This is a genomic window from Gordonia oleivorans, from assembly GCF_040044975.1.
Lineage (GTDB): Bacteria > Actinomycetota > Actinomycetes > Mycobacteriales > Mycobacteriaceae > Gordonia > Gordonia oleivorans.
The window spans coordinates 237024-263051 of the sequence record NZ_JBDZDI010000003.1 but is presented as its reverse complement, the minus strand read 5'-3'; the positions used below and the strand labels follow the sequence as shown (position 1 = coordinate 263051).

Annotated in this window: 20 protein-coding genes and 1 tRNA gene; 5 read left to right on the top strand and 16 right to left on the bottom strand. The window is 68.6% G+C overall.

The window, feature by feature from the left end; all coding sequences use genetic code 11:
• Positions 1–153: 153 nt before the first annotated feature.
• The 5 genes from ABLE92_RS07740 to ABLE92_RS07720 all read right to left on the bottom strand — a co-directional run bounded on the left by ABLE92_RS07740 (position 154) and on the right by ABLE92_RS07720 (position 10064).
• Positions 154–3129: an acyltransferase family protein gene (locus tag ABLE92_RS07740; protein ID WP_348804183.1), complete on the bottom strand. Its 2976-nt coding sequence runs from the start codon at positions 3127–3129 to the stop codon at positions 154–156.
• A 230-nt stretch (positions 3130–3359) separates the two neighbouring features.
• Positions 3360–4178: an SGNH/GDSL hydrolase family protein gene (locus ABLE92_RS07735; RefSeq protein WP_348804182.1), complete on the bottom strand. Its 819-nt coding sequence runs from the start codon at positions 4176–4178 to the stop codon at positions 3360–3362.
• A gap of 154 nt (positions 4179–4332) precedes the next feature.
• On the bottom strand, positions 4333–6429 hold the full coding sequence (locus ABLE92_RS07730; protein WP_348804181.1) for a protein kinase domain-containing protein: 2097 nt from the start codon (positions 6427–6429) through the stop codon (positions 4333–4335).
• Positions 6430–6499: 70 nt separating this feature from the next.
• Positions 6500–9007 carry a protein kinase domain-containing protein gene (locus ABLE92_RS07725; RefSeq protein ID WP_348804180.1) on the bottom strand — a complete coding sequence of 836 codons (2508 nt, stop codon included), beginning with the start codon at positions 9005–9007 and terminating at the stop codon, positions 6500–6502.
• A gap of 142 nt (positions 9008–9149) precedes the next feature.
• Positions 9150–10064, bottom strand: coding sequence for a YfaP family protein (locus ABLE92_RS07720; RefSeq protein WP_348804179.1), 915 nt, complete (start codon positions 10062–10064; stop codon positions 9150–9152).
• Positions 10065–10878: 814 nt separating this feature from the next.
• Here ABLE92_RS07720 and ABLE92_RS07715 point away from each other — a divergent pair.
• On the top strand, positions 10879–11265 hold the full coding sequence (locus ABLE92_RS07715; RefSeq protein WP_348804178.1) for a helix-turn-helix domain-containing protein: 387 nt from the start codon (positions 10879–10881) through the stop codon (positions 11263–11265).
• Positions 11265–11783 (top strand): hypothetical protein, encoded by a 519-nt coding sequence (locus ABLE92_RS07710; RefSeq protein ID WP_348804177.1) that lies wholly within the window; start codon positions 11265–11267, stop codon positions 11781–11783. Before ABLE92_RS07715 ends, ABLE92_RS07710 begins: the two co-directional genes overlap by 1 nt.
• Before the next feature lie 215 nt (positions 11784–11998).
• Here the strand turns inward: ABLE92_RS07710 and ABLE92_RS07705 are convergent, their stop codons facing one another.
• The 9 genes from ABLE92_RS07705 to ABLE92_RS07665 form a co-directional block, all read right to left on the bottom strand.
• Positions 11999–13081 (bottom strand): zinc-binding dehydrogenase, encoded by a 1083-nt coding sequence (locus tag ABLE92_RS07705; RefSeq protein ID WP_348804176.1) that lies wholly within the window; start codon positions 13079–13081, stop codon positions 11999–12001.
• Entirely contained in the window at positions 13081–13650 is a 570-nt protein-coding gene (locus ABLE92_RS07700; RefSeq protein ID WP_348804175.1) for a 2,4'-dihydroxyacetophenone dioxygenase family protein, read from the bottom strand. Before ABLE92_RS07700 ends, ABLE92_RS07705 begins: the two co-directional genes overlap by 1 nt.
• Positions 13651–13722: 72 nt before the next feature.
• Positions 13723–14793, bottom strand: a complete 1071-nt coding sequence (locus tag ABLE92_RS07695) for an AraC family transcriptional regulator (protein WP_348804174.1) — start codon at positions 14791–14793, stop codon at positions 13723–13725.
• 648 nt (positions 14794–15441) lie between these two features.
• Positions 15442–15516, bottom strand: a tRNA-Val gene (locus tag ABLE92_RS07690).
• 90 nt (positions 15517–15606) lie between these two features.
• On the bottom strand, positions 15607–16308 hold the full coding sequence (locus ABLE92_RS07685; protein WP_348804173.1) for a CPBP family intramembrane glutamic endopeptidase: 702 nt from the start codon (positions 16306–16308) through the stop codon (positions 15607–15609).
• A gap of 4 nt (positions 16309–16312) precedes the next feature.
• Positions 16313–17383, bottom strand: coding sequence for an NAD(P)H-binding protein (locus ABLE92_RS07680; protein ID WP_348804172.1), 1071 nt, complete (start codon positions 17381–17383; stop codon positions 16313–16315).
• Between the two features lie 95 nt (positions 17384–17478).
• The gene (locus ABLE92_RS07675; protein WP_348804171.1) at positions 17479–18462 is read right to left on the bottom strand and encodes a helix-turn-helix transcriptional regulator; all 984 of its coding nucleotides are present in this window, start codon (positions 18460–18462) and stop codon (positions 17479–17481) included.
• A gap of 76 nt (positions 18463–18538) precedes the next feature.
• Entirely contained in the window at positions 18539–20392 is a 1854-nt protein-coding gene (locus ABLE92_RS07670) for a serine/threonine-protein kinase (protein ID WP_348804170.1), read from the bottom strand.
• 4 nt (positions 20393–20396) lie between these two features.
• On the bottom strand, positions 20397–21374 hold the full coding sequence (locus ABLE92_RS07665) for a CE1 family esterase (RefSeq protein ID WP_348804169.1): 978 nt from the start codon (positions 21372–21374) through the stop codon (positions 20397–20399).
• Between the two features lie 177 nt (positions 21375–21551).
• On the opposite strand from ABLE92_RS07665, the gene ABLE92_RS07660 reads away from it, so the two are divergent.
• Positions 21552–22373, top strand: a complete 822-nt coding sequence (locus ABLE92_RS07660; protein WP_348804263.1) for a maleylpyruvate isomerase family mycothiol-dependent enzyme — start codon at positions 21552–21554, stop codon at positions 22371–22373.
• A gap of 160 nt (positions 22374–22533) precedes the next feature.
• On the opposite strand, the gene ABLE92_RS07655 is transcribed toward ABLE92_RS07660, so the two are convergent.
• A complete protein-coding gene (locus tag ABLE92_RS07655; RefSeq protein WP_348804168.1) occupies positions 22534–23337 on the bottom strand; it encodes a spermidine synthase in 804 nt (267 codons plus the stop codon).
• 33 nt (positions 23338–23370) lie between these two features.
• Here ABLE92_RS07655 and ABLE92_RS07650 point away from each other — a divergent pair, with 33 nt between their 5' ends.
• Positions 23371–24012, top strand: coding sequence for a Type 1 glutamine amidotransferase-like domain-containing protein (locus ABLE92_RS07650; RefSeq protein ID WP_348804167.1), 642 nt, complete (start codon positions 23371–23373; stop codon positions 24010–24012).
• Positions 24012–24974, top strand: a complete 963-nt coding sequence (locus ABLE92_RS07645) for a cobalamin biosynthesis protein (protein WP_348804166.1) — start codon at positions 24012–24014, stop codon at positions 24972–24974. The genes ABLE92_RS07650 and ABLE92_RS07645 overlap by 1 nt, the downstream gene beginning before the upstream one ends.
• Here ABLE92_RS07645 and ABLE92_RS07640 read toward each other — a convergent pair.
• On the bottom strand, positions 24952–25989 hold the full coding sequence (locus tag ABLE92_RS07640; protein WP_348804165.1) for an SURF1 family cytochrome oxidase biogenesis protein: 1038 nt from the start codon (positions 25987–25989) through the stop codon (positions 24952–24954). The two genes, ABLE92_RS07645 and ABLE92_RS07640, sit on opposite strands and share 23 nt — an antisense overlap.
• Positions 25990–26028 lie beyond the last annotated feature (39 nt).

The window sequence follows — 26028 nt, the reverse complement described above, 5'->3', positions numbered from 1 at the left end:
TGGTTCGCGGCAGCGGCCGGTCAAAGTGTAGACCGCTGCGACCTTCGCGACATCATCGGCTTCCGGCCCTGTCGATCACGCGGGGGACAGGCCCCGTTCATGGGTGATCCTAATGGGGGACAGTGGGTTTCGCTCGCGACGCAACCCGGTGGGTCAGCCCTGGCGGGGCGGCGTTGCGGTCTGCGGGCTGGTCGGTGCGGGACGCGGTGTCGGCGACGGCGGGATCGTCTGCACGCCCGACGACTCGAGTAGGCATCCCTGAGGCGGTGCGTCGGTGGCCGGGAACACCGACGCCAAGGCGATCGAGAATCGGTAGGCGCGCTGGATGTAGCCGGCCGGGGTGTAGTGGATGCCGTCGCTGAACCAGTCGGGACGCGCCTCGGCGGCCCAGTTGTACAGACGCAGGTTCGGGTAGCGCTTGCAGGCGCGGAGCAGCGCCTTGTTGAACCGCTGCATGGCGGCATTGTTGTACGCCGGATTCTGGTTCAACGGGCTGGTGATCACCGTCGGCCAGAGCACCTGCTCGTCTTTCAGGGGGCCGAGCAGCCGGTCGATGCGCATGTCGACCGGTCCCTGGCCGCCGACCTCCACATTGGCGGTGTCGTTGATTCCCATCGCCATCACCCAGCAGCCACGTTCGCCGCGCGCCAGGTGACCCTGGATCGCGGTCACCGCGTTCGGCTCGCCGTTGACCAGTTCGAGGCTCGACCGGGCGCCCTGGATGTCGGTGATGACGTTCTTCGCACCGACTGCCCGGTACCGTCCGGCGATCCGGTCGGCGGGGTTGGGCAGGTTGTCGGGGTCGTTCATACCGATCGATGTCGAGTCACCGATGTGGATCACCGTCGTGCAGCTGGTGCGGCGTTGGGTGACCGGCAGCAGTGGCCCGGCCGGTCGGGTCGACGGCGTCGTCGGGAGATCCTCGGCCAGGGACGCATTGTCCAGCGAATCCGGGGTGTCGGCATGCAGTCCGCCGAGCGCGACGAGTCCGCCGACCGCCAGCGCGGCGACCACGACGATCGAGATGATCAGATGCGACTGCCGGCGACGTCGCCGCAGACTCGGTGTCGACGGAGCCGGGCCGTGCGGACCATGCGGCGGCTGACCGGGTCGGGGTGGCGCGACCGGGATGCGGGCGGTCTCGGCGTCGGCCGGGGAGGCCGGGCTTTCGTGAACCGGGCTCTCGTGAACCGGGCTTTCGAGAACGGGGGCGTCGTTCACCGGCTGCTCGTTCGCCACGAAATCGGTGGCGTCCAGCGCGGCCTCCACGTCGATGGCGACCGGGATCTGGACCGTGTCGGCGTCGGTCGGTCCGACCGCGGGTGTCGGTTCGGAACCGCCGAGGGTTTCGCCGGTGTCAGACGGGGCGTGATCGGCCGCGCTGCTCGGCTCACTGCTCATCGAGTCCGGGGTGTCGACAACCCGCATGATGGGAATCTCGATCGTGGCATCGTCATCGACGGCTGCGTCATCGACGGTCGCGGTCTCCTCGAGGTCCGCATCGGCGGCGGCGCGGGCCACCGGAATCTCGGCGGTGGCGTCGTCGTCCGTTGGTGCTTCGTCTGCCGGTGCGTCGGGTTCGGCCTTGGTGAGCGAGACGGCCGGGGTTTCGACGGTCTCGGTGGCCGAGAGGTAGCCCTCGTCGAGTGCGGCTTCGACGTCGATGGGCATGTCCGCGGACGAGAGCGTTTCGACCTCCATCGGATCGGGTGCCTCGGCCGGTGTGGGGTCTCCTGTGGGTGAGTTCTCGCCGGTGCTGACGTCGGCCGGTTCGGGCGCGGTGTCGCCGGGCACGCCGAGTTGCCAGCCCGACGTCGCCGGGACCGTCTCCGGTGCGGTCGACGACGTGGCCTGCGCGAGGGGACCGGCGGTGTCCGGGGTCAGGGTGTCCGGGGTCACGATCTCCGGTGTCGCGGTCTGCGCCGCGCGGGCTTCGACGCGCTGCTGGAGGGCGTCCAGCCATCCGGTGAAGCGGGTGGTGAGGGCGATCAACCAGGCCAGGAAGTGGTTCATGAGTGTGTCTTCTGGATCGCGGGGAGTGGTGAAGGCCTTGCGGAAACCCTGACGTCGGATCGGGTCCTCGACGTACCGCCAGGACAGTGACGACAGGATCAGCGTCGTGACGACGACGATGATGCCGGTGGTCACGGGTTTCTCGGACCGGAAGGTCGCCGGCATGAACGCGATGATCGGCATGTGCCAGAGGTAGATGCCGTAGGAGCGTTCACCGATCCATCGCAGTGGTGGGATCGCCAGCACCGTCGCGACCAGCGATTCCGGTACCACCGTGGCGATGAGGACCGCGACCGTTGCGATCGACAGGAGCGCGATGACGTTCTGATACAGCGACAGCGATCCGTCGGGGGTGGTCGCGATCAGGTAGACCATCAGACCCAGTCCGGCCAGTGCGAACACGTCGATGGTGCAGCGCTGATTGTGGCTGACCGTCCGGGCGCGGGCCGGCCACCAGAACGCCAACGCCGCTCCGAGGAGGAGTCCGCCGGCGCGGGTGTCGGTGCCCTCGTAGGCGCGGGTGTTGTCGAAGCCGGCGTGCGCCACGCCGTTGAGCAGCAGGAACGAGACCAGCGCCAGGGCGAGGATCACCAGGGTGACCCAGATCCGCTTCTTGAAGACCAGCAGGAGCAGCCCCAGGAGCAGCGGCCAGAACAGGTAGAACTGCTCCTCGATCGACAGCGACCAGAGGTGATCGAACGGGCCCGGTCCGCTGAACCTGTCGAAGTAGGAGTCCGACGATCCGATGTTGTACCAGTTGTTGACGTAGAACAGGGCCGAGAGCGCCTGCCAGGAGAACTTCGCGAGTTTGTCGGGCATCGCGATCGCGGCCGCGATCAGCGAGGTGCCCAGGACGAGCAACACCGCCGGGATGAGTCGGCGCGCACGTGCGAGCCAGAAACGTTTGAGTTCGAAGCCGCCGGTGCGTGCCCGCGTCGCCAGCAACAGCGACGTGATCAGGAATCCACTGAGGGTGAAGAACACCCCGACGCCCAGCAGTCCGCTGGAGAATCCCGGGACGTGGAGGTGGTAGAGCACGACGAAGCCGACCGCGAGCGCGCGGAGGCCGTCGAGTGCGGGGAGGTACGTGGACCCCTTGTGGGTGGGACGTGGCATACGGGCAGACTGCGGCTTCGTTCTGGAGGCGGGCGGGGGTGACAACTGTGTCCAGGTGCGCCGAAAGGGTGCACCAGCCGATCAGTGTAGCCATGTCCGCCGACAATTCCACAGCGCCGTCACGGGACTGTCGTCCGGACGGGTGAAGGTCTGTCCGATTCGCGAAATCAGAGTGTGTCACAAAGGTTTTCGATGCGGAGGTCCTTTGCATCCGCAAGGGTCTCGAGGACTCAGCCCGCGACCCATTTCACCGTCGGTGTGGCACCTGTTCCGGGAGGGAAAGCGGTGGCCAGCGCGTCGGCGAAGCGACGGTTGCGTTCGGCGGTACCGGCGGCGGTGTAGTGGATGCCGTCGGCGAACCAGCCCGGCTGGGCGACCGCCGCCCAGTCGTAGACGGCCAGGTTCGCATACCGCACCGACGCCCGACGCAACGCATTGTTGAACGACGTCATCGCCGCGGCGTCGTAGGCCTGATTGCTCGGGTCGGAGGTGGCGACCGTCGGCCACAGCACCGGCCGGCCCTGGAGCTGACCCATGATGCGGTCGATTCGTGCATCGGCGTCCACCGAACTGCCGACCGCGATGTTGGCGGCGTCATTGACACCCATCGCGATCACCCAGCAGCCCTGCTGTCCCTTGGCCAGATGGGCGGCCACGGCGTCGTCGGCGTTCGGGCGTCCGTTGAGCTTCTCCACGATCGAGCGGCCACCGTCGGCGTCGAGCTCGACCGTCGTCGCACCCACGCGCTTGTACTGTGCCGAGAGGGTGTCGGCGGCGGTGGGGACGTGGGAGGTGTCATCGACGCCGACCGAGGTGGAGTCACCGATCTGGATGACCGAGGTGCAACGTGTGGTTCCGGGTGCGCCGTCGGGGCGCAGCAGATCGCCCAGCCCGGGGATCGCGGGGAGCAGATCCTGAAGCCCACCGAGCTCCGACGACGAGTTGGGCAGTTGCCCGGCGATAGCGCCGGCGATGTCGTCGATCGGGTCGGCCGAGGCCGTTCCCGCTCCGAGGAAGGCGATGGCCGCCGACGCGCCGAGCGTGGCCACGCCGATACGACGCAGGGTCCGGCGGCGACGATAGCCGCCGACTGTGGGGCGAGGTCTGAAAACTTTAGTCACAATAGTCCCACTGAACTACATCAGTCACTTCTGTTGCAATTCGAGGGGGGCTACAGGTTGATCACGAATGGATGATCCCGCGTCAGGAGAAGGTGACCTTCGTCGGCGTCCGTACGGAGTCGGTGGTTCCGTTGCCGATCTCGCCGTAGCTGTTGAGTCCCCAGCAGTAGATGTCGTCGTCGGCGATGGCGCAGGAGGTTCCGCTGGTGATCGACACCGCTGTCACATTCTTCAGACCCGGGACATCGGCGGGGGTCAGCTGATCGTCGAAGCCTCGCGGCCCGCGGGAGTCTCCCCAGCACTTGAGGGTTCGTGCGGTGGTGATCGCGCAGGTCGCCCCGTAGCCGGTCACGACCGACAAGGTGTCCGGCAACACCGTCACCGGGGTGAGCCGAGTGGTCGTCGTGCCGTCGCCGATGGCCCCGGACGTGTTGTCCCCCCAGCAATACGCGGCATCGTCGGATCGGCGCGCACAGGTCGTCCCGTCGTCGAAGGTGTCGCCGGACGATATCGCCGCCGGATAGGTGAAATCCTTCACCGGGGTCGGGGTGAGCCTGTTGACCCGCGTGCCGTCGCCGATCTGTCCCTGCTCGTTGTGTCCGAAGCAGTACGCGTCGCTGTCGGCGATGGCGCACGTCGTCTCGTCGCCCACGGACACATCGGTGACCGATTGCAGTGACTCGACCTTGGTGGGTGCGGTGCGCGCGGTCGTGGTGCCGTCGCCGAGTTGCCCCTCGGTGTTGGTGCCCCAGCAGTACAGGAAGCTGCCGGCGATGGCGCAGAAACTCGACCCGTTGGTGGAGATGTCGGTGACGTCGCTGATGCCCGGGACCTTGGTGGGGGTCCGGATGTTGTCCAGGGTTCCCCAGCAATACGCCTCACCGGAGGCCACCGCGCAGACGCTGCTGCCGCTGGCCGAGATGTCGGTGACATCGGTGATGCCGACCACCTTGGTGGGCGTCGTCTGGTTGCTGTTGGAGCCGTCGCCCAACTGGCCGTGATCGTTCTGTCCCCAGCAGTACGCCTCCCGGTCCCGGATGGCGCAGGACACGAAGACCCCGACGGAGATGTCGGTGAACGACGGAGCGGCCACCGCGTCCACCGGCGACGAATCGGACCGGTGCGTCGCCCACACGGTGGCGGCCACGGCGAGGACGGCCACCACGATCAGGGCGGCCGCCGCCAGGAGCCAGTTGCGTCGACGATGCGGCGACCGGTCACGCGATTCGACGGTCGGGGCGTTGCCGTCGATCAGACCGGGTGCGGGTGCATCGGGTACGGGCGACGCGGCCACCGATGCGCCGAAGGTGCCCGAGGTGAGTGGGACGGAGTCGGCTGCGGGACCCTGACCGGACGAGGCGGCCAGGACCGTGGTGAGTTCGCCGGCGAGGGCGGCGCAGTCGGGGTAGCGCTGCGTCGGGTCTTTGGCCAGGGCCCGCTCGAAGATCGGGTCGAGGGCCGCGAGGTCCGGACGCAGGGTCGAGATCGGCGGCGCGGGTTTGGCGAGCAGGGCAGCCATCATGGCCGACGGGGTGGGCGCGTCGAAAGGCGCACGGCCGGTGAGGAGTTCGTAGATGGTGCAGGCCAGCGAGTACTGATCGGATGCCGGTCCGGCGGGGTGGCCGTCGATGATCTCGGGCGCGGCGTAGGCGAGTGTGCCGATGAACGCGTGGGTGGCGGTCATCCGGGTAGAGTCGGCGAGTTTGGCGATGCCGAAATCGAGCAGGACGACCTGGTCGATGCTGCCGTCGGGTTCGCGGGTGCAGATGATGTTGGCGGGTTTGATGTCGCGATGGATGACCTGGTGGCGGTGGGCGTAATCCAGCGCGGCCGACGCCCGGGTGGCGATGGTGGCGACATCGGTGTCGGGTAGCCCGCCGTGGGTCAGGTCGGTGCCGTCGACGTAGGTCATGGTGAACCACGGGGCGTCGTCGGTGACGCCGTAGTGGTGGATGGCGACGATCCCGGGATGGTTCAGCATCGCCACCGTGCGGGCCTCGTTGACGAAGCGCTGGTGGAACTCGGTGTTGTCGCTGACGGACAGGGAGATGATCTTGAGGGCTTCGCGGCGCAGCAGGTGCGGGTGCTCGACGAGATACACCGCCCCCATGCCGCCGGAACCCAGTTTGTCCAGGACGTGGTAGCCCGCGAAGGAGCTGCCGATCTCCAGTTGCGCCATCTCTACCGGATCCCCTCAGTCCGCACCACCGGCGAGGGCCGCACCACCGAGCGCAGCGTGTCGGCCCGCATCAGAACGCGACCTCGGTCGGCGACTCGATGTAGTCGGCGGAACCGATACCGGCCTCACCGTCCTGGTTGTAGCCCCAGCAGTACACCGACTCCTCGGTGGCGGCGCAGGTCGTCGCGGCCGCCGTCGTCACCGCTGTCGCCGTTCCGGTGATGCCGGTGACCTTGGTCGGTGTCAGCAGGTACCCGCGCGGGTCCTTCACCGCCGCGTTGCTGTTGTTGTTGCCCCAGCAATACGGTGCGTCGTCGGTGGTGGCGCAGATGGTCTGGCCTCCCAGGGCGACGCTGCGGACATTCGATATCCCGGCCACCTGTGTCGGCACGCGCGTGAGTCGTCGTGTCCCGTCGCCGATCTGGCCGTAGGTGTTGTTGCCCCAGCACCACAGGGCGGCGTCGCTGACCGCGCACGTGGTGCCGACCGCCGTGGCGACGTCGGTCGCCGACGACACGTTCGGAATACGGACCGGGGACCGCTGATCGGTCATCGTGCCGTCGCCCAACTGGCCCTGCCGATTGTCGCCCCAGCAGTACACGTCCCCCGGGCGGGTCAACGCGCAGGTCTGGGCGGAATCGGTGGTCATCGCGGTGACATCGGAGATGCCCCGGACCTTGGTCGGGACATTGCTGGGGTCGGTGGTGCCGTTGCCGATCTGGCCATGGGTGTTGGCGCCCCAGCAGTACGCGCCGCCGTCGGCGACCGCGCAGACCGTCGACGTCGTGGCAATGTCGTTGCCCGACAGGCTGACGTCGGAGCCGACCGTGACCGATGTGACGTGGGTCAGACCCCGGACCTTGGTCGGGGTCGGGTGGTCGGTAACGCTGCCGTCACCGAGTTGGCCGTCGGCGTTGCCGCCCCAGCAGTACAGTGAACCGTCGAGCACCGCGCACACCGACGTCCAGCCCACCGCGATGGCGGTGACGTTGGTCAGTCCCTCGACCTTCACCGGCGTCATCGCCGGTGAGGTGGCACCGGTCCCGAGTTTGCCGTCCGCCGCATCACCCCAGCAGTAGGCCTGCTTGTCGCGGATGGTGCACGTGGTGCCGTGTCCGGTCGACAGCGTCGTGGCCGTCACCTGGGTCAGGTCACCGGAGCCGTCGCCGACGACCAGCAGGGTGGCGCCCACGGCGATGGCCGCGACGAGCACCGCGGCCAGGACGCCGAGGCCGATCGCCAGTGCGCGTCGCGGCCGACGGCGCGGCGTGGGTGTGGCGGCGTCGGGGTTCGGTGCCGTCGGGGCTGCGCTGCCGGGATAGGTGTGGCCGAGACGCTCCGGGCCGGGTGAGCGGTCGGCGGGCGGGGGTAGCGCCTCGGGCGAGGTCGTCCCCGATGGTGTCGCCGCAGCGGCGAAGAGGGCTTGCGACGACGCGGAGGTCGGCGGCGGTTCGCTCGCCGGCGGCGCGGTCGCGGGCGTACGCGGAGGTTCGGTGAACGCCGACGGCACCGGTGGTGGAGGCGTCGTGTCGGTGGGCACCAGCGTGGGAGGCGACGCGGCAGGACCGGTCGGCGGAGTGATGGTTGCCCCTGATACGGCGCCCGGCGCCGTGGAGGCCGGCTCCGTGATGTGTCTCGGTGCGGGCGCGGATGGCGGTGGCACGAGTGCCGCCTCCGGCGTGGGCGCGGGTGCGGGCGTCGATGACTGGCCGCGTCCACGCAGAGACGGTGCCGCCTCGGGTGCAACGGAAGGCGCCGCCGCGCCGGAACCGCCGAGTACCGCAGCGACACTGGCGACGAACGACCGGCAGTCCGGATAGCGGCGGGTGGGTGCCTTGTCGAGGGCGTGCCCGAACACCCGGTCGGCGGCAGCGAGGTCGGGCCGGTGGGTGCTCAGCGGCGGTGCCGGCCGATGGAGGTGGCCGTCGATCACCTCCGCATCCGATGATCCGATGAAAGGTGCTGTACCCGTGAGCAATTGGTAGAGGATGCAGGCGAGTGAGTACTGGTCGGAGGCCGGGCCGGCGGTCTGCCCGCCGATGACCTCCGGTGCCGTGTAGATCGCGGTTCCCGCCAGCGGATCGAGTGTGGGACGTCCGGTGAGGCCGATCACGCCGAGGTCGAGCAGGACGGCGCTGCCGGGCGACCCGGCCGCGACGTCGGAGGCGAGCAGGATCTGATTCGGCGCGAGGTCCCCGTGGACCAGGTGACGACGGTGGGCATGGTCGAGGGCGTCGGCGATCAGGTCTGCGATCGCGAGCGCCTGCGCGTCGGTCCGTCGGTCGCCGGTGAGGAGATGGCCGTCGACGTAACGGCTGGTCAGCCACGCCCGGCCGGCGTCGACGCCGAACTGCAGGACTCCGGCCAGGCCGGGATGGATGACACCCTGCATCGCTCGTGCCCGGTGGGCGAACTGCGACGGCGCCTCCGGGGTGCGGGTGTCGATTGCGAGAATCCGCAAGACCTCACGCCGCGGCGGTGCGGAGTGGTCGGCGATGAACACCTGGCCGAGGGCGTCGGCGCGGATGGGCGCGACGAGTCGGTAGCCGCCGACAGTCCCGCCCGTGCTCGCGTTCAACCAGACCCCCTTTGGTGCGCCATCCGCGATGTCGACGTCACGATACCCAACCGATGTCGCGGATTTCCCGGGTGGTCATTCGACCGCACTGTCGCAGACGGCACGTCCGCGCGTCGACGCGGCGTGCGGGACGGAGTGTGGTTCAGCCGACCTGGAAGGTGGTGACCTCGTGGATCTCGGAGGTGTCGGCGGTCCGGTTCGGGGTCGAGAGATTGCCCGTATAGGTCTGCGGTGCCTGCCCACCCACGCTGACCGTCACCACGTAGTTCGTCGAGGACGTGCCGCACGACGCGTACAGGTTGACGTACACCGTGTAGGTGCCCGACGCGGCCTGCGGGTAGGTGATGTTCTCGTTGCGCTTGCCGTCGATATCGCAGTCGGCGTTGGAGTCGAGATCGAGTTCACCGCCGCTCGACGAGGTCTTCTCGTTGAAGTAGATCTTGCTGCCCGACGGCTCGACGAGGATCAGGTCCAGGTCGCTGTCGACGTCCCAGGACGCGGTCACCTGCACGGCACCGGTGCCCACCTTGATGGCCTTGACCTCCTGGCGTACCAACGGTCCCTGATTGCCGGATGCGTCGACGCCGGCGAAGTAGAAGGCGAAGTCCTCCGACGGCAAAGTCTGTGCCAAGGTCATCACCACCGACGCGTTGGAGGTGGCCGACCCCAGTTTCACCTCGGTGTATCCCGGTGCCGGCGCTCCGGTGGGCTGCCCGTTGCGCTTGGCCTCCAGAGCGATGCGCATCGACTGGATCGGCGCCGTCGAGGTGGTGTCCTGCAGCAACGAACCACCGTTGACGGCGGTGACGTTGTCCCGGAGCGTCAGCTTGGGGCCCGCGTCGTCGCCGCCGCTCAGGGTGCCGGTGACCGTCGACGAACTCGCCCCGGAATCGTTGATCGCGGTGACGCCGGTGACGAAGCCGTCGATGGCGGGCCCGGCCGCGACGGGCGTACCACTCACCGAGCATGCGGTCGTCAGGCCGACGATGACGGAAAGAACTGCGACCACGATCCGGGCGTGGCGACCCCGGCCACGACGTGTCTGTGCGGACTCCATGCAGATGATTAAAGACACCTGAGACCGATTTCGCGAGGGTAATGGTCCGACGTGGCGTGTTTGCCGTGGCTTCGGGCTCGCGCCGGTTCATTCGGGCGGGGGACGTGGGGATCGCCAGGACACGGGACGTCGGCCGACTGTCACACCTCGGCGTTACCGTGCGACTGTGACGAGGACGCGCGGAACTCGGTGGGCTCTTCGGTGGTCGGATCGCCCCGGTGGTGAGCGAGTGATGTCGTGATTCGTCGAGGGGCACCCTCGCGAGCGGAAGCTGGGTACTGCGAATGGCGCACCACTGACCCGTACGAGGCGGTCAGAGCGACCCTCGAGGCGGAGCGGAACCCCGCCGATCCCGACGACGAAACTCCATTCGAAGTCGACGCGCTCGAGTTGCTCGATGCGTTGATGGAGGCCGCGACCGTAGACGGTCTCGGGGAGGCGGACTACGACGCTCCGATCGGGGAACGGATCCATCGACTCAACAAACCGTGGCTGGGCGAACTCAGGCGACCGGGATCGCGCGGCGAAGCGAGCGCGGCAGCCGCGAGTACCGCCTCTATTTCGCTGAGCCGGAGATCGACAGAGTCTTGCTTGCGGCCTTTCTGGGGTTCAAGACGGCACGTGAGATGCGCGAGCGCGTCGGCCGTGGTGCGACACCGAGGTCCAGCGACAAGCAGACCAAACATGTGCGTCAGGCGATGGACGTCGTCGTGAGATGGTGCCGGGACCGTGACCTGCTATTTCGCACCCTCTGACGGACACATGGTGCACACTGTGCAACACTGGCGACATCGAACGGATCAAAGGAGTGCGCATGATCTTGTCGGTCAAGCGGCTTGCAGCACGGCGCTCTGCTCGGGCCGAGGTCCAGTTCAAGCGCGAGTTGGTGGAAGCTCGTGAGGCAGCCGGACTCAGCCAGCGCCGACTGGCCGCATTGATGGGCGTCGACCACAGCACCGTGTCCAGGATGGAACGCCTGGACAGTAACCCGCGGCTGTCCGATATCCGCCAGTACCTCACACAGTGCAAAGCGGCTCTCGATATGCGGGTGGTGCATTGCAGTGAGATCGAGGCGGAGTACGAGCAGAGTCTGGTGCGCGGATTCATGCCCTCGAACCGGCTGCTCTACGACGCGGAGGACGGGTTTGTCGACGAATCGTCAGACGTCGTGCGCCCGCGACGAGTGGGCAAGTTCGCGTGATGGGTTCTCTCCAGGATCGGGTAACCGGCGCGAATATTCGTTGGCATTGCCGTTCGGTCATTCGTCGGTGGGCCGACGACAACACCCCCGCGCCCTTCGGCACGGAGTTCATCGTGGTCACTGCCGAGGATGACCAGCCGGACGGAGTCAGCGTCGCACTGTCTGTCAAGACCTCCGACAAGGGCGACGGTCGGGACCATCCGACTGTGCGAGTTCGGGGTGCTGTTCAGGTCGTCGACGATCAGATGGTGTCACTGCAGGACTGTGAGGTGCGATTCCATCTGGGCAACGACAGCAGTGCGCCCGCCGAGCACGAATTACGCGACATGCTGACCGGCTGGGGAGCCGAGTATCTCTTCGGGTACCTACGGGGAGCGGTCGCCGACTCGGCGCGTTCGGTCGGGCTCGCTGCGCCGGTACTGCCGACAATGGCCTACATGAACCTGGACGAACAGCAGATCGACGCCCTGATCGTCGGAGCGTGGGAGCGTACAGACGGCGAGGTCGACACGCTGTAGTAGTCACGGCCCGCTTGGCTTGTCACTTTCGGTGCGATGCCAGGGTCAAGGCACCCGGCGCGAAGAGTGTGATCGCTTTGCTGTGCAGACTCGCATTCGGTCGGCAGACCTCAGATCACCGTTCGCCTCCACCCGCCGCATGTGTGCAGGGGCGCAAAGCGTGTCCGTACCGTCGCCTGAGTCGCGACGGTACGGACACGACTGGCCCGATGTGCTCAGCGGGTCGGATCGACGAGAATCTTCGCGTCGTGCGGGTTGGTTCGCAGACGTTCGAAGGCATCGGCGACGCCGTCGAGCCCGACGGTGTCGCTCAGCAGCGGCGCGACGTCGAAGTCGCCGGCCGCGAGATGGGCGAAGGTCTCGGCGAACTCCACCGGGCTGTAGTACAGCGAGAACTGAATGTCGAGTTCCTTCAGGATCCCGTGGCCGGGTTCGAAGCTGTCGGAGCCCATCGCGATCCCGACGACCACGATGCGCGAGCCGGCCGGAATGCCGGAGATGATCTGCTGGATCAGTCCCGGCGCGCCGACGCACTCGAAGGCAACGGTGGGACGCAGCGGCAGTTGCCCGAGGACTGCGGTCGGAGCGGCCATCCGGGCCTGGTCATCGGTGGCCGCCGCAGCGTGCAGCGCTTCGTACGGAGACTGCTCGGCCGGGTCGACGACGATGTCGGCACCGAGGCGGGTTGCCAGTGCACGTCGCTCCGGCGAGAAGTCGGCCGCGACGATCGGGCCGATGCCCTTCATCTTCAGAACCGCGATCACGGTGAGGCCGATGGGGCCGCAACCGACGACGAGCGGCACCGTGTTCTCGGTGACGCCGGCGTGGTTCACCGCGCGATAGGCGACCGCCAGCGGTTCGGTCAGAGCGGCGATGTCGGTGTCGACGTGGTCGGGGACCTGGATCAGCAGCGGCTCGCTGAGCACCATCTTTTCCGCATAGGCCCCGGGGGCCTCGGCTCCGGCGAAGCCCAGCATGACCGGCTGCTCGCGCCGCAGGATCGGCATCGACACGACGCGCGCTCCGACGGGGATGTTCTGCTGGGTGTCGGGACCGTAGGCGGACACCCGGGCGACGAACTCGTGACCGAACACCACCGGCCTGGACAAATCGAGCAGTTCGACGCCCGCCGCGCCGTGGGTGGCCTTGTTGAATTCGGGGCCGTGAGCCGCGCAGTGCAGGTCACTGCCGCAGATACCGCAGGCCAGCACGTCGACGAGCACCTCACCCGGGCCGGGTGTGGGTTCAGCGATCTCGGTGACCGTCAGTCGGGAATCCTGCATACCCACCGCGCGCATCAGACCTCCTCGACGGTGTAGCCGGCGAAGCCACCGGTGATGTAGTTGATCGGGCCGAGATCCTGGGCTTCGGACAGGGCGCCGGTGAGGTGCGCGATGAGGGCGGCGTCGAGGACGGAGTGGAAGCTGCCGTCCTCGTTGAAGTTGACGTTGGCGCCGGTGATGGAGAAGAGCACGACGGTGTCTTCGGTGTTGGTCGCCGGGCAGGTCAGGCTGTGGGCGGAGGCGCCGGGCTCGTACAGGTAGGACCCGGCGGTCTGCGGCTGGTCGGGGTACTCGGAGTAGTACCAGCAGCCCGAAAGGGTGTATCCGTCGACGGTGCCGGTGTGATAGTGCAGCGGGATCGAGGTACCGGGCGCGAAAGTGGCCAGCACGACCCACTCGCCGCGTTCGAGATCCAGGCGCAGTGGCTTGAAGTGCACGCCCGGTCCGAGGGAGTCGCGGATCAGCGGGCTCTGCTCGGTGTTGACGGTCAGCAGTTCACCCTGGGGCAAAGGCATGACGGGCAGCAGGGCGCCGGACATGGTGGTGGCGGGCCCGGGAACCGGGCGGGTGGTGGGAGCAGTCATTGTGGTGTTCCTTTCACTGCGTGTTGGGCTGTGATGAACACCATGCCGGTCATTCGCGGCGATCTCTTGACCTCAGACGACAGATTCTTGACCGGAGAGGACAGGCTTGTGACCTGGGGCACGGTTCATTGCGCTCTTGGGGTCGAGTCGGTGCCCGGCGCGGAACTCGGCCGGGCCCATCCCGAACCATCGGCGGCAGGATCGTGACAGGACGCTCTGTTCGGAATAACCCAATTCGTGAGCGAGATGCGTCAGCGTCATGTCGGTGTCCCGGAGCCAACGTTCGGCGAGTTCGCGACGGACGCCGTCGACGATGCCGGCAAAGGTGTGGCCTTCGGTGGCCAGGCGTCGCTGCAGTGTCTTGGGATGCAGATGGAACTGTCGTGCGGTGACCTCGAGGGTGGCCGCACCGGTGGGGAGGAGTTGCCGGACGAGATCGCGGACCGCGGAACTCACGTGGCGGTCCTGTCGGCCGATCACGGTGGTCAGGTATCCCAACATGGCCAGGTGGGCCGTCTCGTCGGCGACCAGAGGGCGTGCCAGGTCCGCGGACTGCAGGGTGAAGCCCGCCTTGGTCTCGGAAAATCTTGGCGTGCAACCGAACTCGCGCAAATAGTCCGAACGGGAACCCAGTGGCTCGTGCGGGATGTGCACGCTCAGTGGGGAATACGTCGACCCCAGCAGGAATCGGAGCACGCGTAGGGCCACACCGAGAGACATCTCCATGGCCTGCCGGTGCGGCGGGGGATCGGGAATGAGTAGCCGGAACTCCATGAACGTGGTCTCGGTGGACGGATGTGCGGTGACCTCGATGGTGATCGCGGGGCTGTAGGCGGCCAGGTAGTTCTCGAATACGTGCAATGCCTCGGCCACGGTGCGGGTGGTGCGTGCCGCGACACCGACCGGGCCGAGGATCTCGATGCCCTGGCGGTGTGCCATTCGCCGTCCGAAGTCGGCGGCGCCCGTTGTCTGTGCGGCCGCCTCGAGTACCTGGATCATCGCGACATAGGTGATGAACGAGTCGAAATCACCGACCGCACCGGGCGGGATGCCCGCGCTGCGGAGCAGCGTCTGCCCGTCTGCGCCGAGGGCGGTGGCTTCCTCGAGGAAGCCGGTCAGGCATGTGCCCCGTATCACAAACATGTCCGCAAGTGTCAAACACCGGGTCTCCTGGGTCAAGGTCCGGCCACCGGACACCACCATGGACTCGCCGACGGGTGCGGTGTCCCGGGAGGGGTGTGTCGTCGCGCCGGCCCTCGTCGATCCGAGAACGGATGCTGTCGCCGATTGCTGACGAGTTCCAGAGACCACCAGAGTGCACCGACATGGGCCTTCGCCACGTCCGCCCCGGCCATTCGAACACCCCGCGATAGCGGTTCTCCCCGTCGTGGGCGAGCCACAGCTCCGACATGAAGACCCTCGGAACCCACGAATAGTGGTGTGTTGAGCAGACTCTCGATGCGGAATGCGGCGTGCGCCCACCGGTTGGACCCGACCCGCCGCAACCGTGAGCCGACGATCAGGTGGCGGGATCGGCGACGGTGGCGACCCGGGGGCGTCGACGGTTGCGGTTCACGCGTCTGACGGTGCCGCCGGCGAAGGCGGTCGCCTCGTCGATGCGTCCGGTGGGTAGGTGCGGCGCTACACCAGCAGCCGCATGGTGGTTGGCATGTAGGAGGCCCGTCGGCTCATTGCCACGGTGAACGGCAGCGGTCGGAGGTTATCGGTGGGGTTCGGCGTCGTGGCGATCCTCGGCCCCTGTCCGTGATCGGCCCGGGCTTGTGTCGATCGTGGTGCGCGCAAAGGGATTCGAACCCCTGACCGCTGGTGTGTAAGACCAGAGCTCTACCGCTGAGCTATACGCGCGGGTCGGTCGGCGAGTGCCGTACCAACACATGAATGTAGCCGGTGAGGTGCGTGACACCCAAACCCGCGGTCGGCGGCATCGGATAGGTGTCACCCGACGATCGGCGGCAGCGCGAACAGCACGATCGTCGACCACACGACGTGTGTGCACACGGGGGCGAGAACGCCACCGGTGGCGCGTCGCAGGACCGCGCACACGGTCCCCAGGATGATGGCGGCGAACCCGAGCATCACGTTGCCGCTGGCCAGGGTGGCCGCCACGTAGATCACCGTCGAGGTGATGATCGGTCGATGGGGGATGGCGGCGGTGAACACCGCGCCCCGGAAGAACAGTTCCTCGGCGACCCCGTTGCCCAGGGTGATGACCGCGACGAGGGCGAGGTTGCCGCTGTCAGCGAAGGCCAGCACCTGCCCGATCAGGTCGTTGAGCGGGGGGATGAGGCGGGTGAAGAAGGCGCCGGCGACGAAGCACACGCCGACCGCGACACCGACGAGGACGCCGAGACCGGCGGCGGTGCGTATGTCGGCGGTTCCGTTGACGGCGAATCGGCCGGCCCGTAGCGGGCCGCCGAGGACACCACCGATCACCCACACCACGCCCAACGCGATGGTCAGTGGGTAGAACGAGGCGTCGCCCGGCGTTGCCGACAGCGAGAACCCCAGCAGCACGGCGCCGACCACGAGTACGCCGGCGACGATCCGGCGTCGTCGGCGTTGATGTGTCGGTGCGGTCGTCTCGCCGTCGGCGGTGAGCGCGCGGTAGGCGGCGGTGAGTCGGGCGTGTGAGTCCACGTCGTCAGACTGGCAGCAGAGTGCGTCCGAGTCGACCCGCGGTGCCGGCAGCCGAGGTGATCGCCCCGGCGATGCGTCGACGCAACCGGGGCACGTCGCCGCCGGCCCAGGACGGGTCGGTGGTCGCCAGATGGTGCGGATCGCGCAGGGCGCACACCGATCGCGGGGCCGGCGACGAGACCGCCGCACGCACGGCGTCGCGCATCGGCGTCAGGCCACCGGCGGGATCGGGTACCAGGTCGCGAATGCGATGTTCGGCGGCACGCATCGGGTGATCGAGCGAGGTGATGAGTTCCTCGGTGAGCGACGACGGGATGGGCACCAGCACGCCGGCCACCTTCCCGACGAGTCGCGTGCCCACGAACGGCACCGAGAAGCGCACGCGCGGCATCCGGATGGAGTCGAGGTAGGCGTCGAGCACCGACCGGTACTGGCAGGAGTCGGGCCCGGCGATGTCGTAGTCGCCGGGTGGCAGGCCCGGGTCGCAGGCCGCCGACAGGTAGTGCAGCACATCGCGAATCGAGATGGGGTCCATGGGGTTTCGGGTCCACGAGGGTTCCGGGATGACCGCCAGACGATCGCCGACGTACCGGATGATCTCGAACGACGTGGAACCCGCGCCGACGATGACCGCGGCCCGTAACCAGACGAGGTCGGCGCCGCCGTCGACGCGCAGCGCCTCGCCGGCGTCGGCGCGGCTGCGCAGGTGCGCCGAGAGCTTCTCGCCGTCGGGGACGAAACCGCCCAGATAGATGATGCGACCCACGCCCGCGTCCCGGGCGGCCGCGGCGACGTGGGAGGCCGCCCGACGGTCGGCGTCGGCGAAGTCGGAGCGACCGATGCCGTGCACCAGGTAGTAGATCGCGTCGAGGTCACCTGCCCTGCTCAGGGCACGCGACACCGAGTCGGCGTCGTCGGCATCCATCGACACCGCGGTGACGTCGTCGAACCAGTCGAATCGCGCCAGCCGATCGGTGTTCCGCGAGGTCACGACGACGTCGTGCCCGGCCGCGAGCAGCGTGCACACGAGTCGTGATCCGACGTAACCGGTTGCGCCGGTGACCAAGAGCCTCATGAGGCCAACGTAGGTGCGATGTGCGGGCTGCGGAATCGGCCGACGCGACTCGTGGCGTAGTCGCAACGGGTCCGCCGGCGTCGGTCACGAAAAGGTCACGACGACCCTCCGCACGCGCGACGGTATCGTGCCGCCAGCTTCTCGTGATGGTCGGCGACGGCACCCAACTCGACCCGCAGCGCATCGGGCTCGATCACCGAGAAGTCGGCGTCGAAGGCATGCATCCAGCGTGCGATGGAGGCCAGTGACGTGGAGAAGACCCGGAGTTCGCACGTCGTCTCGTCGGCGGACTCGAGGGTGCCCCACGCTTCCGACATCATCGGTGCCACCTCGGCGAGTGGGGCGTGGATGCGGACCCGGGCCGAGGCCTTCCGGTACACCGACCCGATGCTGCGTTCCAAGAACTCCGCGGCGCCGCCGTCGGGGAGTTCACGAGGCGAAAACCGGGGTCCGGTCGGCGTCTTGGGTTCCATCCGATCCACCCGGAAGGACCGCCAGTCGTCACGGTCGGGATCGAAGGCCACCAGATACCAGCGCATCCCGTTGCGCACCAACCGGTAGGGCTCCACATCGCGCCGGGACTCGGTGCCGTCGCCACGGCGATAATCGAAGCGCAGCCGCTCGCGCCGATGGCAGGTGGTGGCGATGTCGGTCAGTGTCTCGGCCGTCACCGCGCCCGGACCGGGTTGGCGCGGAACGGCTTCCAACGACAACGCGTCCAGCCGGTGACGCAGGCGCGACGGCATCACCTGCCGGAGTTTGCTCAACGCGCCCGCCGAGGCCTCGGCCATGTCGGCCACCGGTCCGGTGGTCACCGCGTCGAGACCGAGCGCGACGGCGAGGACCTCCTGATCGTCGAGCAGCAGCGGTGGCATCTCCGCCCCGGCACCCAGCCGGTAGCCGCCGCCGACGCCGACCGTCGCATCGACCGGATAGCCGAGTTCACGGAGTTTGTCGACGTCGCGGCGGACGGTGCGGGTGGTGATGTCGAGGCGGTCGGCGAGCTCCTGCCCCGACCATTCCTGCCGCATCTGCAGTAGGGACAGCAGGTGCAGCAATCGGGCCGAGGTTTCCAACATGGAATCCATGGTGCCCCAGATCGCGGACGATCACTGTCCGCATTCGGCCTCTGCGATCACCGTCGGTGCCGACCCGTCAGCCGCCGCACTGGGCCGCGGGGATGTTGGTGGTCGGGTCGGTGGTGTTGTCGAGCCACTTGCCGTAGGACTGTCCGCCGAGCTGGTTGCGCAGTCGGCAGATGTCGTCGATCGTCCGGCCGGCCACCTGATAGACGGCGTAGATGACGTTGCCGTTGTCGTCGCGACGACGCAGCGACGAGCACGACTGGTCGGTGCGCAGGTAACTCGAGCCGGGATAGGCGTCCAGGTAACCCTGCACCTCGCTGGCCCACGTCGCCTCGTTGACGGCGTTGCCGACGACGACGATGCCGGTGCCGTCGCAGGCGGGGGTGCTGATCGGCGTCGACAACCCGAGATCGAAGGCGGCCCGTCCGGTGGGGGCCGCGGTCGTGGGGGTGGCGGTGGTGGGAGCGATCGTCGTCGGTGCGGTGGTCGCGGCCGGCGTCGTGGGTGCCACGGTGGTGATCGCCGGTTGCGTCGTCGTCCCGGCCGCGCCGGGCACCTGGGTGTCGGCGCCGCCCCCGGAATCCGATCCTCGTACCAGCGCCCACGCGCCGATCCCGATTCCGGCCACGAGCAGCAGCGCGATGATGATCAGGATGATCAGCACCGGTGAGGTGCGGCGTGGTGGGGCGGCCGGCGCCGGATAGGTGTAGTGCCCGGTCGGAGCGTATGGGGCCGATTGGGTGGCGAAGTGTCCGCTCGGGGTCGGCTGTGGTTGCGGCGCAAACGGCTGCGACGGGAAGGGTTGGGACGGGGCGGCCTGCGGTGGGGCGGTCGGGGGTGCCGACGCGTAGGCGCCTGCGACGGGTGTGCTCGGTTTGTTGAGTTGAACCGGGCCGGGCGCCTGGCCGCCCTGAGCGGGACGCCCGGCCGGTGACGGTGCCGGACCGCGGGTCGACGGTGCCGAGCGGCCGGACGGGGTCTTTCCCGGCGAGTCCGGTCCGGACGGGGTCATGCCGAACGGGGTCATGCCGGTGCCGCCGCCGACAACGGGACCGGCGGGCAGGATCGTCGGCCGGGAGATCCGGTGATGCCCGGTGGCACCCTCGTAGGCGGCGCGCGCGGCGTCGATCAGCGCCCCGGCGGTCGGGAAGCGGGCACCCGGTTCCTTGGCCATGCCGCGCGCGATGACCGGGTCGATCGGTGATCCCAACTGTGGTGGGTCCTGGTTCAGGTGTGCGGCGATGAGCTGTTCGAAGGTGGTCGCCGACGCGAAAGGCTGTGAGCCGGAGAGCGTTTCGTAGAGGACACAGGCCAGGGCGTACACGTCGCCGGCGGCGCCGACCTCGCCCGGGCCGAACCGTTCGGGTGCCATGTAGGCGAACGACCCGATCGCGGCGCCGGCAGTTGTCAGTCGGGTGTCGGTATCGGCTTGTGCCAGACCGAAATCGGCGAGGTAGGCGAAGTCGCGGGTGTCGACGAGGATGTTGTCGGGTTTGACGTCACGATGCACGAGGCCATCGGCGTGGGCGGCATCGAGGGCCTCGGCGGCCTGGGCGAGGATGGCCACCGCGCGGGTCGGTGGCAGTGCCCCTTCACGATTGAGGATGCCGCGCAGATCGGTTCCGTTGACCAACCGCATGTCGATGTAGAGCAGTCCGTCGATCTCGCCCCAGTCGTGGATGGGGACGACATGCGGATCGTTGAGCTTGGCCGCGACGCGTGACTCGCGTTCGAATCGGTCACGAAAGGTGTCGTTGTCGACGAGATCCGGATTGAGGAGTTTGAGGGCGACGACCCGGCCCTTGCGGTTGTCGGTGGCCCGATACACCTGCCCCATGCCGCCACGCCCGAGCAGTTCCCCGATGGAGTAGGGCCCCAGGGTGGTCCCGGATCGATCCGAGATGGCTCGGTCGTCGGTGCTCATCGGCTCATGCCGTCCGCGGGTGCCGGCCAAAGAACTGCCAGATCAGCTGGGTGGCAGCGACTTTCGTTCCCGGTCCGGTGGCGGTGGCCAGTCGTGCGCCGGGCCAGCCGTGGCCGGCCCCGGTGATCCGGTAGTGCACGATCTCGTGGCCGAGGGCGGCGCAGAGCGGGTAGTCGACGATCGTGGTGGTCGCACTGAGGGGGGCCTGCACCGGAGCCGGTAGACACGCGTTTCGCCGGGACCACGCGGTGAGGACGTCGGGGATCGGTGTGTAGCGCTCACCGAAGCGGACGCCACCGTCGTAGTGGATGATCGGGTCGGAGGTTCCGTGAAAGTCGATGACCGACAACGGAGGTGCGCCGGCGCCGGTGCGTCCACCCGGGCAGGCCCGCCAGGTCTGGTCGTAGTAGGCGCCGTTGACGATCGCGTAGGCGGCGAATTCCCCGGACAGTCGGCACGTCAGCATGGACACCAGTCCGCCGCCGTTGGACCGCCCGACCGCGAAGGTCCGGTTGCGGTCGACGCAGAAGCTCGCGCGGATCTCGCGCAGCATCGTCGAGGTGAAGGCCACGTCGTCGGCCTTGGGCGAGGAATACGGGGCACCCTGCCACGACGTGGTGGAGTCGGTACCGATGGTGGCGTCCGGATAGATGACGATCGCGGGCAGATCCGAAAGCCCGGTGTAGCGCTCGAACTTCGGTGACTTCTCGCCGTGACCGTAGAAGGCGAGGACCAACGGGAAGGAACTGCGTCCGGTGTATCCGCGGGGCACATGCACCCGATAGGTCCGCGTCACACCACCCACCCGGGTGGTGTGTGTGGTGTCCGCGCTGGGGACGCGGTTGCCGCCACATCCGGGCGTCACCGCGGATGCCGGCGAGGCGACACCGAGCAGTCCGAGCACGACACCGAGAATGAGCGTGACGGCCGTGAGGGCACGCAGCATGGCGATTCGCGGCAACCCTCGGTGACTCCCGTACACGCGTCTCAGACTAGGGCATGACCGGCAGTCGGACCGCGAGTAGTCCCAGGTCACCCGAATGGGGGACAGGGCTGCGGGACCGGGTGATCCGCGCGACGGCCTGCATCGGCCACGCCGTGGGGCGTAGCGTCACATCGTCAGCCCGACATTCCCACCAGCCCCATGAGCGGAGACATGATGCCCACCACCACACTGCCGGCCACCGACCTCGTCCCGGCGCTGATCGGTGAGTGGGCGGCACTGCGAGCACTCGCCGCCGACCTCGACGACGCGCAGTGGTCGGCGCCGTCGATTCTTCCGGGCTGGACCAACGCCGACATCATCGCTCACATCGTCGGCACCGAGAGCATGCTCGACGGCCGCGATGTGACCGCGCCGGACGGGCTCGCCGACCGCGATCACGTTCGCAATCCGATCGGCGAACTGAACGAGAAGTGGGTCGAGCACTTCCGCACGCAGTCACGCGCACAGGTACTCGAGGCATTCGACGAGGTGATCGCCGCCCGCACCGCGGCGCTGACGGCGATGACCCAGGCGGAGTTCGACGCCGACGCGCTCACCCCGGCAGGCCCCGACACCTACGGCCGATTCATGCGCATCCGGGTGTTCGACTGCTGGATTCACGAAGTGGACCTGCGCGACGCGACGATCGGTGGGGCGCCCGACGAGGCGGCGACGGCCTGGGTGCTCGACGAGATCTCCGCGTCGCTGCCCTTCGTCGTCGGCAAACGTGCCGGCGCACCCGACGGTACGACGGTGGTCTTCGACATCACCGGGCCGGCCGCGCGCACGATCCGGGTCGCGGTGAACGGGCGTGCGGGGCTGGTGGATTCGTTCGACGGTGGTGACGATTCCGCCGACGTCACGCTGCGCCTGGAGGCCGCGGATCTGGCGCGCCTGGCCGGGGGACGCACCTCGGCCGACCGGGAACGGGTCACCGTGATCGGCGATCAGAACCTCGGGACGGCGATCCTCGACCGCATGGACTACGTGATCTGAGCCCACTCGACGGGATAGAGCGCCCACTCGACGGGATAGAGCGCCCACTCGACGGGATAGAGCGCCCACTCGACGGGATAGGGCGCCCAGTCGACGGGATAGAGCGCCCACTCGACGGGATAGAGCGCCCACTCGACGGGATAGGGCGCCCAGTCGACGGTTATGGGTCGTGCCGGGCGCCGCGGCCGAACGCGCGGGCCTGTTCGCCCGCGATCACCCGGGCCGGAAGGGGATCGCTGAGCAGCCGGCGAACCAGGGCCGCCGACGGCTCCACCGGGGTACGGGAGCCGACCACCACGACGTTGCCGGTGCGTCGGCCCTTGAGCATGGCGGGGTCGCCGACGAGCATCACGTGGCCGAATACCTCCGCGACCGCCGCGACGTCGGCGCGGACGAGCGTCAGGTCACGACCGTCACCGCAGTTGGCCAGGTAGAGCCCATCCGGGGTGAGGACCTCGGCGACCGCGGCCACGAACTCGACGGTGGCCAGATGGGCCGGGGTGCGGTCGCCGGCAAAGGCATCGCGGACGACGACGTCGCGGGTCCGCGGCTGCAGCGACTCGGTGACCGCACGGGCGTCACCGACCCGGATGCGCAGCCGCGGCGCCCTCGGCAGCTCGAACCATTCGCGGACCAGCCGGGCCAGTTCGGCGTCGACCTCCACGGCGACGTGCCGGGACTCCGGATACCGGTCGGCGAGGTAACGCGCCAGGGCACACGCCGCGCCACCGAGATGAAGCACGCGCACGCGGTCCCCGGTGTCGAACCGATCGTCGATGACCGCGGCCATCTGCCGCAGATACTCGAAGTCGAGCACCGTCGGATCGTCGGGATCGATGTGTGAGGAATGCGCGCCGTTGATCTGCAGCAGCCATCCGCCGGAGATCGGGTCCGGCGCCAACTCGGCGGTGCCGGTGTCGATCGGGTAGGTGCCGGCGATCGGGACCGGACGTGCGTGTGCCATGAGAATCCGAAGTGTATCCGCTGGCGTAGTAGCGTGGCGCAGGTGAATCTGCTGCTGCTGTCCTGGGGCTTCGGTGCGGTCCCCGGGTTTCTCGCCGACACCACGGGAAAGTCTCTGTCGCAGTTGACGATCGGCTACATCGACGACGCCAAGATCCCCTACGCCGACCCCTCCTGGGCGAAACCGGAACGCGACCGACTTGTCCGGCTGGGCGCGACGGTCGTCGATCTGTCCGGGGCGAAGCAGGAGCAGGCCGAATTCGCCGCGACGATCGAGCGGACCGACGCGGTGTACGTGGCCGGCGGCAACACCTTCGCGCTGCTGTGGGCGCTGCGGCGGGCGGGTGCCGAACAGATCCTGGACGGCCGTGTGCGCGAGGGACTTCCGTACATCGGCTGCAGCGCGGGGTCGGTGATCGCGGGACCCGACATCTCCCCGGTGGAGCGGATGGACGATCCGGGCGAGTCGCCGGGACCGGTGGACCCGCACGCGTTGGGGTGGATCGACACCGTCCCCATTCCGCACGCCGACGGGCAGATACCGATCTATCCACCCTCGATGATCGAGTCCGTGCGGCGCGATTACGGAACCGACCACGACCTCACCATGATCGCCGACAGCGAGGCGCTGCTGGTACGCGGTGCCACGCGCACACTCGTCGCCTCCGCCGACTGATGCGGGCGTTCCGGCCGTCGCCGAGCGGCCTGGTGCTCGGTTATCTCCTCGATCGTGCCGTCGGCGATCCCCGTGGGTTCCATCCCGTCGCCGGACTCGGCGGTCTGGCGGCCTCCCTGGAATCGGCGACCTACGCCGACACCCGCACCGCCGGGGTGGTGCACTGCGCACTGTGCGTCGGCGCGGCCGTGGCGGCAGGCGCCGGTGCGGGTGTGCTGGTGGCCGACCGCCCGGTGGTGCGGGTCGTGCTCACCGCGACGGCCACCTGGGCGGCGCTCGGCGGAACCACCCTGACCCGCGTCGGCACGCAGGTGGTCGACGCGCTCGACGACGACGACCTCGCCGGTGCCCGCGGCCTGGTCCCGAGTCTGTGTGCGCGTGACCCCGACGCGCTCGACGCGGCCGGGATCTGCCGGGCCGCCACCGAATCGGTCGCCGAGAACACCTCGGATGCGACGGTCGGCCCGTTGGTGTGGGGAGCGCTCGCCGGTGTTCCGGGCATCGTCGGGTACCGCACCGCGAACACCCTCGACGCAATGGTCGGCTACCGCAACGATCGATACCGGCGGTTCGGGTGGTGTTCGGCCCGCGTCGACGATGCGCTGAACCTGCTACCGGCGCGCGTGTCGGGGATGCTCGTCGCGCTCATCGGTCCCGATCGTGCGGGCGCGGTGCGAACCTGGCGGCGTGACGCGTCGGCGCATCCGAGTCCCAATGCCGGGGTGGTGGAGGCGGCGTTCGCGGGGGCGCTGGGTCTGCGGCTCGGCGGGCGTACCGTCTACCCGCACCGCGTCGAGCAGCGGCCGGTGCTCGGCGACGGACACCCGCCGACGACCGCCGATCTGGCTGCGGCGGTGCGGCTGTCGCGTCGGGTGCAGGTGGGTGCGGTGATCGTCGCCGCGGCGCTCGCGTGGACCCGGGTGCGAGCAGCAGAGTCGCTCAGCCGCCGTAGCGTTCGGTGAGTTTGTCGCGGACGGTCCCGGTGGCGTGTTCGGTGTCGGGTCCGGCGCCGATACCGACCGGAGCGGTGTCGTCGAAGGGTGCGGGGTCCGCTGCCGGTGCGCCTGCGGCGGAACGCAACTCGGCGCGCAACTGTTTGCGACGTTCGGAGCGCGACAGGGGTGGCGGCGTGAGCGGTGCAGCCGGCTGCGGCCGATCGCCGAGTGGTGTCGGCGTCGCGTCGGGACGGTCGGGGTCGGGGCCCGCTGCCGGCGGCTGGGCGGCAGCCGCCTGCGCCGCCGCGGCCCGGCGCCGCTGCCGGATCTCGGAGAAGATGAAGTAGCCGGCGCCCAGCGGTGCCATGATTCCGAACGCCAGCCACTGCAGGCCGTAGGAGAGGTACGGACCCGAATCGAGCTGCGGCAGTCCGATATCACCGAGCGCGCCCGGCTGACCGGGCGACAACATCAGATAGAACGGGTCCATGGCGGTCCCGGTCGCCGCCGACAGCTGCGCCGGATCGATCGTGTACACCGTCAGCGCGCCGCCCTCGACCCGGGCGCCCCGCCCGTCGGAGGTGCCCTCGGCGGCGCGGATACGCGCGGTGATCGTCGTCTCGCCGGCCGGCGGCGGCGGGATGACCGGGGTGGAACTCTGGTCGGGTCGGACATATCCGCGGTCGACGACGAGGACACGATCACTCCCGGCGACGCGGAAGGGTGTCAGCACCTCGATGGCCGGCCGCTCCTCCACCGACCGCAGCCGGACCAGTGCCTGCTTGTCGGTCAGAAATGACCCGGTGACGGTGACTTCGCGCCACTCGGTCTTCGGGGCGAACGGCGCACCGGGCGGGGCGAGCTCGCTGATCGGCACCGGATCGATGGCCACCGCGGACTTGATCAGGTCATTGCGTTCCGAGGTCGCCGTGTTCTTGCCGAGCTGCCAGGGTGCCAGCAGCATGAAACAGGCCGCCGCAAACGCCACCACGACGATCGACAGGGCGATCCACCCCGGCCGAATGCTACGTAGTGCGCGCATGGTTCAACGGTACCGAGAAGCGGTCCGCGCGTTGTGCCC